Annotated in this window: 11 protein-coding genes; 6 read left to right on the forward strand and 5 right to left on the reverse strand. The window is 68.2% G+C overall.

Annotated elements, in window-relative coordinates:
- Window positions 1-110 precede the first annotated feature (110 nt).
- Window positions 111-905 carry a LytTR family DNA-binding domain-containing protein gene (locus IM632_RS00665; protein WP_296497476.1) on the reverse strand — a complete coding sequence of 265 codons (795 nt, stop codon included), beginning with the start codon at window positions 903-905 and terminating at the stop codon, window positions 111-113.
- A 93-nt stretch (window positions 906-998) separates the two neighbouring features.
- On the opposite strand from IM632_RS00665, the gene IM632_RS00670 reads away from it, so the two are divergent.
- From IM632_RS00670 to lpdA, 6 genes are all read left to right on the forward strand, one after another.
- Window positions 999-1,547, forward strand: coding sequence for a DUF2306 domain-containing protein (locus IM632_RS00670; RefSeq protein ID WP_296497478.1), 549 nt, complete (start codon window positions 999-1,001; stop codon window positions 1,545-1,547).
- Window positions 1,548-1,650: 103 nt separating this feature from the next.
- Complete coding sequence (gene sucC / locus IM632_RS00675) at window positions 1,651-2,850, forward strand: ADP-forming succinate--CoA ligase subunit beta (RefSeq protein ID WP_296482518.1); 1,200 nt, start codon at window positions 1,651-1,653, stop codon at window positions 2,848-2,850.
- Window positions 2,850-3,728, forward strand: coding sequence for a succinate--CoA ligase subunit alpha (gene sucD, locus IM632_RS00680; RefSeq protein WP_296482516.1), 879 nt, complete (start codon window positions 2,850-2,852; stop codon window positions 3,726-3,728). The genes sucC and sucD overlap by 1 nt, the downstream gene beginning before the upstream one ends.
- An 84-nt stretch (window positions 3,729-3,812) precedes the next feature.
- On the forward strand, window positions 3,813-6,761 hold the full coding sequence (locus tag IM632_RS00685) for a 2-oxoglutarate dehydrogenase E1 component (RefSeq protein WP_296482513.1): 2,949 nt from the start codon (window positions 3,813-3,815) through the stop codon (window positions 6,759-6,761).
- Between the two features lie 16 nt (window positions 6,762-6,777).
- Entirely contained in the window at window positions 6,778-8,001 is a 1,224-nt protein-coding gene (gene odhB / locus IM632_RS00690; RefSeq protein ID WP_296482511.1) for a 2-oxoglutarate dehydrogenase complex dihydrolipoyllysine-residue succinyltransferase, read from the forward strand.
- Between the two features lie 32 nt (window positions 8,002-8,033).
- Window positions 8,034-9,431: a dihydrolipoyl dehydrogenase gene (gene lpdA / locus IM632_RS00695; RefSeq protein ID WP_296482509.1), complete on the forward strand. Its 1,398-nt coding sequence runs from the start codon at window positions 8,034-8,036 to the stop codon at window positions 9,429-9,431.
- A 21-nt stretch (window positions 9,432-9,452) separates the two neighbouring features.
- Here the strand turns inward: lpdA and IM632_RS00700 are convergent, their stop codons facing one another.
- From IM632_RS00700 to fsa, 4 genes are all read right to left on the reverse strand, one after another.
- Entirely contained in the window at window positions 9,453-10,217 is a 765-nt protein-coding gene (locus tag IM632_RS00700) for a hypothetical protein (RefSeq protein ID WP_296482506.1), read from the reverse strand.
- A 68-nt stretch (window positions 10,218-10,285) separates the two neighbouring features.
- Window positions 10,286-11,200 carry a tyrosine recombinase XerC gene (locus IM632_RS00705; RefSeq protein WP_296482503.1) on the reverse strand — a complete coding sequence of 305 codons (915 nt, stop codon included), beginning with the start codon at window positions 11,198-11,200 and terminating at the stop codon, window positions 10,286-10,288.
- Window positions 11,200-11,874 carry a DUF484 family protein gene (locus IM632_RS00710; protein WP_296482501.1) on the reverse strand — a complete coding sequence of 225 codons (675 nt, stop codon included), beginning with the start codon at window positions 11,872-11,874 and terminating at the stop codon, window positions 11,200-11,202. The genes IM632_RS00705 and IM632_RS00710 overlap by 1 nt, the downstream gene beginning before the upstream one ends.
- An 18-nt stretch (window positions 11,875-11,892) precedes the next feature.
- Window positions 11,893-12,546, reverse strand: a complete 654-nt coding sequence (gene fsa, locus IM632_RS00715) for a fructose-6-phosphate aldolase (RefSeq protein ID WP_296482498.1) — start codon at window positions 12,544-12,546, stop codon at window positions 11,893-11,895.
- Window positions 12,547-12,583 lie beyond the last annotated feature (37 nt).

A 12,583-nucleotide genomic window follows, 5' to 3' on the forward strand; every position in this document is an offset into this window, starting at 1 on the left:
AGGTCATCGAGACCTTCGCCATGGACGACTTCGCCAAGTCGAAGATCGCCCTGACCAACGACGAGCTGGTCGGCGAGCGCGAGACCATCAAGGACCTTCTGGCCTGATCCTCAGATCCACCCGCGCCGCCGGAGCTCGGCGGCGTAGGTGCGGCTGACCGGCGCCTCCGCCCCATCCTTCAGGGTCAGGGTCGCCCGGCCATCCGCCCTGCGGGCGTCGGCGATGCCCGCGCGCGCGACCCACCAGGACCGGTGCACCTGCATGCCCTCCTGGCCTTCCAGCTCGGCGACGGCGTCGGCCATGCGAAGGAGGATCAGGTCCTGGCCCGCGCTAGTGTGCACGCGCAGGTAGTGGTCCTCAGCCTCGACCGCCCAGATCTCCGCGCCGCGCAGCCGCACGGGCAGGCGTTCGAGGAAGCGTGAGGGCGGCGTCGCCGCCTCCGGGACCGCGGCGGGGTCTCGCGGCGGGGGCATGACGGCCACAGACAGCACCGACATGCTCACGGACACCACCAGGGACGTACCCAGGTAGCCGGGAAGTTCCGAAAGGCTAAGGGCCTGGCCGGGCATCAGGCCCGCCGTGAGCCAGACCACGACCCCCGCGGGAATGAAGACCAGGAGTCCGCCCAGGCCGGCCTGGACCCAGCGGTTCGCTCCCGGCGCCAGGCGCCTCGCCACCAGGAAGCCGCACAGGCCGATCATCCCGGTGAGGATCGCCACCGGGACCAGGTAGGCGAGCCTCCAGGCGAGAGGGAAGGCCGAGAGGCCGAAGGCGCCGACAAAGGCCAGGAAGGCGCCGACGGCTGCGGCCACGCCAGCCGTCACGCCAACCGAGCGTCGAAACCTGGGCGCCGTCCACGCTTCGCGAACGGCGGACCCCGGCGGCTGGCGAAGCGGCGGCGTCATCTGGCGCATCCCCGTTTGAGGCCCGGCGAGGAGCCCTGCAGGTTCCGACCAGAGCCCGGCGGCGACGTCCGCCCGGGTGACCGGAGACCCAAGATGACCCTCATGTCCCAAATCCGCCCCCCCTCGCGCAAGGCTGCGCTTATCGCCGCCGTGACGGTCGGCTCGCTCGCCATCGCAGCGGCCCTGCTGCCCCGCGTCCTGGCCCAGCCTGCGCCGGGCGCCGGCCTGCCGGCCTTCCAGCCGCACGGGCCGGACCTGGAGTTGCTCGCCTCCACCCCGCCGGTCATCCTGGTCCATCTCGCCTTCGGCCTTCTGGCCCTGATGGTCGGCGCCATCCTGATGGCGGGTCGCAAGGGAGCCCGCATGCACCGTATCCTCGGCTGGGGCTGGGTCCTGGCGGTGGGTATCGTCGCGATCACCTCCCTCTTCATCCGGGTCGTCAATCCGGGCCACTTCTCCTTCATCCACATCCTGAGCGGCTATGTGATCATCGCCCTGCCCCTGGCGGTGGCGGCGGCCCGCCGGCATGACGTGGAGCGGTATCGCCGCACCATGACCGGCATGTTCTTCGGCGGCTTCGCCGTGAACCTCCTGTTCGTCCTCCTGCCGGGCCGTTTCGTATGGAACCTGTTCCTGGGCTGACGCGGGGGCAGGGCGGCTCGGCGGTTGCCTGTTTTCCGGGGGGCGCCTATAAATCGGCCACTCGCCAATCGGGCGAGCCTGCAGAACAGCGTTTCTGGGCCTCATGAACATCCACGAACATCAAGCCAAGGCCGTCCTGTCCGAGTTCGGCGTCGCGGTCCCGCGCGGGTTTCCCGCCTTTTCCGTCGACGAGGCCGTCAAGGCCGCCGAGCAGCTGGGCGGCCCGGTCTATGTGGTGAAGTCCCAGATCCACGCCGGCGGTCGCGGCAAGGGCCGCTTCGAGGGCCTGGGCCCCGACGCAAAGGGCGGCGTCCGGGTGGTCAAGAGCGTCGACGACGTCCGCGCCAACGCCCAGGAAATGCTCGGCCGGGTCCTGGTGACCCACCAGACCGGTCCCAAGGGCAAGCAGGTCAACCGCCTCTACATCGAAGAAGGCGCGGCCATCTCCAAGGAGTTCTACCTCTCCCTCCTGGTGGACCGCGAGACCAGCTGGGTGTCGGTGGTGGCCTCCACCGAGGGCGGCATGGACATTGAAACCGTCGCCCACGACACGCCGGAAAAGATCATCACCTTCGGGATCGATCCGGCCACCGGCGTCTGGCCGTTCCATGGGCGCGCCCTGTCCAAGGCCCTGGGGCTCAGCGGCGACCTCGCCAAGCAGGCGGCCAAGCTTCTGGGTCAGCTCTACACGGCCTTCGTCGCCAAGGACATGGCGATGCTCGAGATCAACCCGCTGATCGTGACCGCCGATGACCAGCTGCGGGTCCTGGACGCCAAGGTGTCCTTCGACTCCAACGCCCTGTTCCGTCACCCCGAGATCGTCGCCCTGCGCGACGAGACCGAGGAGGACCCCAAGGAAATCGAAGCTTCCAAGTTCGACCTCTCCTACATCGCCCTCGACGGCGAGATTGGCTGCATGGTCAACGGCGCGGGCCTGGCCATGGCGACCATGGACATCATCAAGCTCTACGGCGCCGAGCCCGCCAACTTCCTGGACGTCGGCGGCGGCGCGGACGAAGCCAAGGTGACCGCCGCCTTCAAGATCATCATGGCCGACCCGAACGTGAAGGGCATACTGGTCAACATCTTCGGCGGGATCGCCCGGTGCGACATCCTGGCCAACGGCGTGGTCAACGCTGTCAAGCAGGTCGGCCTGTCCGTACCCCTGGTGGTGCGCCTGGAAGGCACCAACGCCGAACTGGGCAAGAAGATCATCAATGAGAGCGGCCTGAACGTCATCGCGGCCAACGACCTCAGCGATGGCGCCGAGAAGATTGTGAAAGCCGTGCGGGGGCTCGCCTAATGTCCATTCTGATCGGCAAAGAAACCCGGGTCATCTGTCAGGGCGTCACCGGCGCCCAGGGCACCTTCCACTCCGAGCAGGCCATCGCCTACGGGACCAGGATGGTCGGCGGCGTGACCCCCAGCAAGGGCGGGACCACCCATGTGGGTCTGCCGGTATTCAATACGGTTGATGAAGCCGTGCGGCAGACGGGCGCGGACGCCAGCGTGATCTATGTGCCGCCGCCCTTCGCTGCGGATTCGATCCTCGAAGCGATCGACGCCGGAATTCCCCTGATCATCTGCATCACCGAGGGCATCCCGGTCGCAGACATGGTCAAGGTCAAGCGCGCCCTGTCGGGCTCAAGGTCCCGCCTGATCGGCCCGAACTGCCCCGGCGTCCTGACGCCGGAAGCCTGCAAGATCGGCATCATGCCCGGGAATATCTTCCGCAAGGGTTCGGTGGGTGTTGTTTCCCGGTCGGGTACGCTTACCTACGAGGCGGTGTTCCAGACCAGCCAGGTCGGCCTTGGCCAGACCACGGCCGTGGGCATTGGCGGGGACCCCGTGAAGGGCACGGAGTTCATCGACGTGCTCGACATGTTCCTGAAGGACCCCGAAACCGAGTCGATCATCATGATCGGCGAAATCGGCGGTTCGGCTGAAGAAGATGCTGCGGAATTCATAAAGAATTCAGCCATTCGGAAGCCTATGGTCGGGTTCATTGCGGGTCGCACCGCCCCGCCCGGACGCAGGATGGGCCATGCCGGCGCCATCATCTCGGGCGGCAAGGGCGGCGCGGAAGACAAGATTGCGGCGATGGAGTCCGCGGGAATCCGCGTGGCGCCGTCTCCGGCGAAGCTGGGAGAAACCCTGCTCGAGGTGCTGAAAGGCGCCTGACGGGGCCTGACAATTCAACCTTGAGCGGTCCAGATCGACTCTCCTTCAGAAGGCGTCGCGGGCCGCCGGCGACAGGCGGACGACATGGCGGACGACGCTGGACGGATCAACGAGCTGCTGGCTGAAACCTCCTTCCTCTATGGCGGGAACGCCGCCTTCATCGAGGACCTCTACGCCCGCTGGCTGAAGGCGCCGGACTCCGTCGAGCCCTCCTGGCGCAGCTTCTTCACCTCCGTCCACGACCGGGCCGGAGCGGGTCAACCCATGGCGCCCCCGTCCTGGACCGCCCGAGGCGCCCCCGTCGCCCGACCGGAATGGCTCTCGGCCATTGACGGGCTCTGGCCGGCCGTGGAGGCCAAGCTCGCCTCGAAGATCGCCGACCGGACCCCCGCCGCCCCCGCCCAGGACGTTCGCGCGGCCACCCTCGATTCTCTCCGCGCCATCATGATGATCCGGGCCTACCGGATGCGGGGACACCTGCGGGCCAATCTCGACCCCCTGGGCATGGCCGCACCCGAGGGCGACGCCTCGGAGCTGGATCCCGCCTCCTACGGCTTCAGCGAGGCCGACTACGACCGCCCCATCTTCCTGGACTACGTCCTGGGTCTGGAGACCGGGACCCTCCGCGAGATCCTGGCCATCCTCAAGCGCACCTACTGCTCGGATCTCGGCGTGCAGTACATGCACATTTCCGACCCGGCCCAGAAGGCCTGGCTCCAGGAGCGGATCGAGGGCCGAGACAAGGAGATCGTCTTCACCCGCGAGGGCAAGATCGCCATCCTCAAGAAACTGATCGAGACCGAAGGCTTCGAACGCTTCCTGCACAAGCGCTTCCCGGGGACCAAGCGCTTCGGCCTGGACGGCGGCGAGTCCATGGTCCCGGCCCTGGAGCAGATCATCAAGCGCGGCGGCGCCCTGGGAGTCCAGGACATCGTCATCGGCATGCCGCACCGTGGGCGGCTGAACGTTCTGGCGGCGGTGATGGGCAAGCCCTACCACGTGATCTTCCACGAGTTCCAGGGCGGCTCGAGCCTGCCCTCCGACGTCGAGGGATCGGGCGACGTCAAGTATCACATGGGCGCCTCGTCCGACCGCGCCTTCGACGGGAATACCGTCCACCTGTCCCTGACGGCCAATCCCTCGCACCTGGAGATCGTCAATCCGGTGGTGCTGGGCAAGGCGCGCGCCAAGCAGGCCTTCGTCCTGCGGGAGACCCCTGACGCCGGGCGCAGTCACGTCCTGCCCCTGCTGCTGCATGGCGACGCCGCCTTTGCGGGCCAGGGGGTGGTGGCCGAGTGTTTCGCCATCTCCGGGACGCGGGGCTACCGCACCGGCGGCTGCGTCCACTTCATCGTGAACAACCAGATCGGCTTCACGACCGCGCCCAAGTACAGCCGCTCCTCGCCCTACCCCTCGGACGTGGCGCTGATGGTCGAGGCGCCGATCTTCCACGTCAACGGCGACGACCCCGAGGCGACGGTCTACGCCGCGAAGGTGGCCACCGAGTTCCGCCAGAAATTCGGCAAGGACGTGGTCATCGACATGTTCTGCTACCGACGGTTCGGTCACAACGAGGGCGATGACCCGACCATGACCTCGCCGCTGATGTACGCGCGGATCAAGGACCACCCCAGCACCCGCGAAATCTACGCCCGTCAGCTGATCGCGGAAGGCGTCGTCACTGAGCCCGAGGTCGCGCAGTGGATGTCCGAGTTCGAGGCCTTCCTCGACGCGGAGTTCGACGCCGGCAAGGCCTACAAGGCGGACAAGGCGGACTGGCTGGATGGCAAGTGGGCGGGGCTCGCCCTGCCGGAGGGCGAAGACAGGCGGGGGAACACCTCGGTGCCTCTGTCCCGCCTCAAAGCGATCGGCGAGCGAATCACGGTCGTCCCCGAGGGGGTCGATGTTCACAAGAATGTTCGCCGGGTGATAGAGGCGCGGAAGTCTGCGATTGTGACTGGCGAGGGAATCGACTGGGCCACCGGCGAGCATCTCGCCTTCGGCAGCCTGCTTCAGGAGGGCTTCCCGGTCCGCCTGGCGGGGCAGGACAGCGTTCGCGGAACCTTCACCCAGCGCCACAGCGACATCGTCGACCAGACGACCGAGGCTCACTACACGCCTCTCAACAACATCGGCCCCGGCCAGGCGCACTTCGAGGTCATCGACTCACCTCTCTCCGAGGAGGCGGTGCTGGGCTTCGAGTACGGCTTCTCCCTGGCGGACCCCAAGACCCTGGTGCTCTGGGAAGGCCAGTTCGGCGACTTCGCCAACGGCGCCCAGGTGGTGATCGACCAGTTCATCTCGTCCGGCGAGCGCAAGTGGCTGCGGATGAGCGGCCTGGTCCTGCTGCTGCCGCACGGCTACGAGGGCCAGGGCCCCGAGCACTCTTCCGCCCGCCTGGAGCGCTTTCTCCAGCTCTGCGCGGAGGACAACCTCCAGGTCGTCAACTGCACCACCCCGGCCAACTACTTCCACGTGCTGCGCCGGCAAATGCGCCGGGAGTTCCGCAAGCCCCTGGTGGTCATGACGCCCAAGTCGCTCCTTCGGCACAAGAAGGCGGTGTCGCTCCTGTCCGAGCTGGCAGAAGGCTCGTCCTTCCACCGGGTCCTGCATGACGACGCCGAACGCGGCCGCCACACCGCGCTGACCCTCGACCCGCCGGAGAAGATCCGTCGTGTCGTCCTGTGCTCGGGCAAGGTCTATTTCGACCTCCTTGAAGCCCGGGAGGAGCGCGGCCTGACCGACATCTACCTGATGCGGCTGGAGCAGTTCTATCCCTGGCCGATGAAGTCCCTGTCGACCGAGCTGTCGCGTTTCCCCAACGCCGAACTGGTCTGGTGCCAGGAAGAGCCGAAGAATATGGGCGGCTGGACCTTTGTCGATCCCTGGCTCGAGCTGACCCTGGAACGCCTGAAGGTGAAGGCCAGGCGCGCCCGCTATGTGGGCCGGCCCGCCTCCGCCTCCACCGCCGCCGGCCAGATGAGCCGGCACAACCGCGAACTCCAGGCCTTCCTCACCGAAGCCCTCGCGTAAAGAAGAGGACACGATCATGGCCGACATCATGACCCCCGCCCTCGGAGAATCCGTCTCCGAGGCCACCGTGGCGCGCTGGACCAAGAAGCCCGGAGAGTCGGTCCGCAAGGATGAGATCCTGGTCGAGCTCGAGACCGACAAGGTCAGCCTCGAGGTGGCGGCGCCCGCCGACGGCGTGCTGGAGTCCATTTCCGCCGAGGAGGGCGCCACGGTCGAGCCGGGCGCCGTGCTGGGTCGGGTGAGGGAGGGCGCTGCCGCTTCCACACCCGCCGCCGCCCCTGCGCCCTCCGCCCCCAAGGTCGCCAAGCCTGCGCCTGCGGCCCCGGCCCCGGCCCCGGCCCCCGCCGCAGCAGCTTCCGCGGCGCCGGTCCTGGCCCCCTCGGCTCAGCGAATCGCTACCGAGGGCAGGCTGGACCCGGCCGCCATCGCCGGCACGGGCAAGGGGGGCCGCGTGACCAAGGCTGACGCCCTTGCCGCCCTCGAGGCCCGGGCCGCCGCCCCGCCGCCTGCGCCTGCGCCCGCCGCCCCGCGGGAGGCCCACGCCCGGGAGGAGCGCATCCGGATGACCCGGCTGCGGCAGACCATCGCCCGCCGCCTCAAGGAGGCCCAGCAGACCGCCGCCATGCTCACGACCTTCAACGAGGTCGACATGAGCGCTGTCATGGCCCTGCGGAACACCTACAAGGACGCCTTCGAGAAGACCCACGGCGTGAAGCTCGGCTTCATGGGCTTCTTCGTCCGGGCCTGCATCCACGCCCTGAAGTCCGTGCCCGAGGTCAACGCCGAGATCGACGGTCAGGACCTGATCTACAAGAACCACTACGATATCGGCGTCGCCGTCGGCACCGAGCGCGGCCTGGTCGTGCCGGTGGTGCGCGACGCCGACACCCTGTCCCTGGCGGGGATCGAGAAGGCCATCGGCGACCTCGGCAAGAAGGCCCGCGACGGCGCCCTGGCCCTGGACGACCTGCAGGGCGGCACCTTCACCATCTCGAACGGCGGGGTCTATGGCTCGCTGATGTCGACGCCGATCCTCAACGCGCCTCAATCGGGCATCCTGGGCATGCACAAGATCCAGGAGCGCCCGGTGGCCGTGAATGGCCAGGTGGTGATCCGTCCGATGATGTATCTTGCCCTGTCGTATGACCACAGGATCGTCGACGGCCAGGGCGCCGTCACCTTCCTGGTGCGAGTCAAGGAAGCCATCGAGGATCCGCAGCGCCTGCTGCTCGACATCTGAACCCTTCAGGCCCGACCGGGTAAGGAAGCGCCATGTCCCAGTACGACGTCGTCATCATCGGGGGCGGCCCCGGCGGCTACAACGCCGCCATCCGCGCCGGCCAGCTCGGCCTGAAGGCCGCCATCATTGAAATGCGAGAGACCCTCGGCGGCACCTGCCTCAATGTCGGCTGCATGCCGTCCAAGGCCCTGCTGCACGCCTCCGAGCTCTACGAGGCGGCGAACCGGGAGTTCGAGCACCTGGGCATCGACGTCTCCCCGCGGCTCAACCTCACCCAGATGATGGCCCAGAAGGATGAGTCGGTGACCGCCCTGACCAAGGGGGTCGACTTCCTGATGAAGAAGAACAAGGTCGAGCGGATACTTGGAAAAGGTCGCCTGGCCGGGCCCGGCAGGGTCGAGGTCGACGGCGCGGACGGCAAGACCGTGACCCTCGAGGCCCGCAACATCGTCATCGCCACAGGTTCGGAGCCGTCCGGCCTGCCGGGCTTGGCCGTGGACGGGGAACGGATCGTCGACTCCACGGGGGCCCTGTCCCTGTCCGAGGTCCCGAAGACCATGATCGTCATTGGCGCCGGCATCATCGGGCTCGAGCTCGGTTCGGTCTGGCGCCGGCTGGGGGCTGAGGTGACGGTGATCGAGTACCTAGACCGGATCTGTCCCGGCATGGACGCCGAGGTGGCGAAGACCTTCCAGAGAATCCTGACCAAGCAGGGCGTCAGTTTCAAGCTGGGGTCCAAGGTGACCGGGGCCAAGGCCGGCAAGTCCAGGGTCGACCTGACGGTGGAGCCCGCCGCCGGCGGCGCCGCCGAAACCCTGTCGGCCGACCGCGTCCTGCTGGCGATCGGCCGCAGACCCTACACGGCCGGCCTCGGCCTGGAGACCGTGGGGATCGTCCCCGACGCCCGCGGCTTCATCGAGACCGACCACTTCCGGACCTCGGCGGCGGGCGTCTGGGCGGTTGGAGACGTCATCCACGGTCCCATGCTGGCCCACAAGGCCGAGGAGGATGGGGTCGCCTGTATCGAGCTCATCGCCGGCAAGGCCGGGCACGTGGACTACAATCTGGTGCCCAGCGTGGTCTACACGACGCCGGAAGTGGCCTGGGTCGGGCGTAATGAAGAACAGCTGAAGGCGGAGGGGCGGGTCTACAAGGCCGGCAAGTTCCCCTTCGCCGCCAACAGCCGGGCCAAGATCAACCACGAGACCGACGGCTTCGTGAAGGTCCTGGCCGACGCCGCCACGGATGAAATCCTGGGCGTGCATATCCTGGGCCCCCAGGCCGGCGAGCTGATCGGCGAGTATTGCGTCGCCATGGCCTTCCGGGCGGCCAGCGAGGACATCGCCCGGGTCTGCCACCCCCACCCGACGCGCTCCGAGGCCGGTCGCCAGGCCGCCATGGGGGTCGAGGGCTGGACCATGCAGGCCTGACGGCCTGTCAGCGGGTCAAGCTCAGAAGCCGATAACCTTGTAGCCGACCTCCAGCCCCCAGTCTCCCGGGCGGTCCCCACCGGCGAAGACCGTGGGTTTCACCGTGATGATGCCCCTGCCGCCAAATGCAGGACCCAGAACCCGGCCATAGGTCACGGCGAGACCAAGGAAGGTCGTCTCGGACTTCCAGTCCCTGTTGATCGAAGGATCGACCGTGATCAGGTTCCGCGGATCCTTCAGCTTGGGCACAAAGTAGAAATCCATGGAGGTGGTCCGGACATCCCGCCTTCGGTCATCACCCCAGAGCGACTCCGAGTGGACGAGGGCCGGAGCGAAGATGGCGCCGTCATTGAGGAACCAGGCCTTGACCAGGGTGCCCTTGAGAACATTCTTCCCCGTGCCGAGCTCGTCGCGGGACGCCGTGTCGAAGATCATCTCCCCCAGGATGACCCAGCCGCCCTGGCGGTTGAGGGCCAACACATGCGACACCTGCACGGAGGCGTCGCCCAGGCCATAGTCCTCCTCTCCCCGGACATCGACCGAAGCGAGAGGAACCCGGTAGCGGACGCTCCAGTCCTGCTTCGCACCGAGGGGCGTCGTATAGTTCACCTTCAAGGTATCGCTCCTGAAACCGCCCTTCAGGTCCAGGCGCTCCCAGGTCGTCTGGACCTGTCTGTTCAGCTTTGTCGGGTCCGTGCCGTTGTCGGGGGCGTTCTCACCATGGGCGCCAGACGCCGCCAAGAGAAGAAGGGCTGCGCCGGAGGCGAAAACGTTCACGGGTCGCATGCGGAAACCTCATGGTGGTGAAACTCTTCTGAACGCCGGCAAGAACCGGTCATCAGGGTCGTCGATTCTTAGCTTCTCGGGTGAGCGGCTGTATAGGCCCTGAGCAAGGCGGCGGAATCGACCTGGGTGTAGCGCTGGGTGGTGGAGAGCGAGGCGTGGCCCAGCAGTTCCTGGATGGATCTGAGGTCGGCGCCCGCGCCCAGGAGATGGGTGGCGAAGGCGTGCCGCAGGGCGTGGGGCGTGGCGCTGTCCGGGAGGCCCAGCCGCCCCCGCATCCCCTGGACCGTCGCCTGGACGTGGCGGGGGGACAGGGGCCCGCCCCGGCGGGCGCGGAAGAAGGGCTCGTCCGGCCCCAGGGGAAAGGGCAGGGCGGCCAGGTAGGCCTCTACCGCCTGAGCCACCCGGGGCAGGACCGGGACCATCCGCGTCTTCGCGCCCTTGCCGGTGATGCGCAGGCTCTCGCCCAGGGGGGCGTCCCGGCGGCGCAGGGACAGGGCCTCTGAGATGCGCAGGCCGCAACCGTAGAGCAGGGTCAGGACGGCCTCGTCCCGGGCCGCCTCCCAGGGATCGAGACCGCCGTCGAGGCCCGGCTCGGCAAGGAGCTCCGCCGCCTGGGATTCGGTGACAGGTCGCGGCGCCGTCGGCTTGACGCGCGGCCCCCGGACCAGGGCAAGGGCGGCGTTGGTGATCGAGAGGCGCCGGTCGAGAAAGCCGTGGAAGGTCCGGATCGCCGAGAGGGACTGGGAGAGCGAGCGGGGGGACAGGGGCGTCTCCCCCTGCCTCAGCACCGCCAGCCAGGCGCGGATGTCCGCAGCGCTGATCGTTCCCAGGTCGTCGGCCGACAGGGGACCGCCCCGGTGCCCTTCCAAGAACGCCAGGTAACGCCGGCCGATGAAGCCGTAGGCCGCAAGTGTGCGAGGGGAGAGTCGACGCTCCTGCTCGAGGTGCTCCAGCCAGAGGCCGAGGGCCGCCCGGGCGTCCATCAGGCCCCCATCAGCCGCCGGGCCAGGCTTTGGGTCACACGCGCCATGAAGGCCACAAGCTCGGGGCCCATATCCGGCGTGAACCCTTCGGGATCGCCTGAGCCAAAGCCCATCAGGCCGGGCCCGCCGGGGAGGTTGAGCCGGGCCAGGGCCATGGACCGGATGAACGGCGCCTGGTCGCCGAACAGGCCAAGGGCCGTGGGGCGAAAGCCAAGCAGGAGGTCGGCGTCATCCTCCAGAAGCCGGGCGAGGGCGCCGTCGGGCAGATGCCGCCACCCCTCCGGCGGCGGGGATCCCTCCAGCCCCAGGGCGCCCGCCTGCAGGCCGAACCGGACCCGGGCGATCTCGTCCAGGCGCAGGGCGAGGTCCGCCGGGGCGCGAGCGTCGAGCAGATCGATCACCGCCTCCCGGGTTTGGGCCTGGGCGGCGAAATTGGCCCGGGCGACCGCCTCGAGCCGGGCCCGGGCCTCACCCTCGCGCCGAGCGGTCTCACTGACCCGGGCGAGGGCGGCGGGACCGAACTCCACCACTCGGGCGTCGGGCCGCAGGGCCAGGCCGAGGGCCTGGAGGGTCTCGGGGTCACTGGTCAGGATGTCAGGGCGGCGCAGAAGGGCGGCGCGCACCGTCTCCGGCCCGGGCTCGTCCGAGAAGTCCGCTTCGCCCACACCGCTCATCGCCCCCTCGCCCCCGGTTCAGAGAATCGACTGTCCCGTTGCGGCCCAGTCGCTCAGGAACTGAGAAAGCCCCTTTTCGGTTAACGGGTGCTTGAAGAGGGCGACGAAGACGTCCGGCGGGATGGTCGCGCAGTCGGCGCCGCGCAGGGCGGCGGCGGTGACGTGCGTCGGACTCCGGATGGAGGCGGCGAGGATCTCGGTGTCGAAGTCATAGTTGTCGTAGATGGCCCGGATCTCGGTGATGAGGTCCATGCCCTCCGCACCATGGTCGTCCAGGCGGCCGATGAAGGGCGAGATGAAGCTGGCCCCCGCCTTGGCGGCGAGCAGGGCCTGCGCCGCCGAGAAGCACAGGGTGACGTTGGTCTGGATTCCCTGCACCGCGAACTCCGAAGTGGCGACCAGACCCTCCCGGGTCAGCGGCACCTTGACCACCACGTTGGGTGCGATGGCCGCCAGCTTCGCTCCCTCGGCGAGCATGCCCGCCGTGTCCGTGGCGGCGACCTCGGCGCTGACAGGCCCCTCCACCAGTTCGCAGATCTCGGCGATCACATCGAACATCGGCCGGCCCGACTTGGCGATCAGTGTGGGATTTGTCGTCACCCCATCGACGAGGCCCGTGGCGGCGAGGTCCTTCAGGATCGCCACGTCGGTGGTGTCGAGGAAAAGTTGCATCTGGCTGCGTCCGCTTTTGTTGAAGAGGTCTTGTAGG

The sequence above is a fragment of the Phenylobacterium sp. genome (assembly GCF_020402505.1).
Lineage (GTDB): Bacteria > Pseudomonadota > Alphaproteobacteria > Caulobacterales > Caulobacteraceae > Phenylobacterium.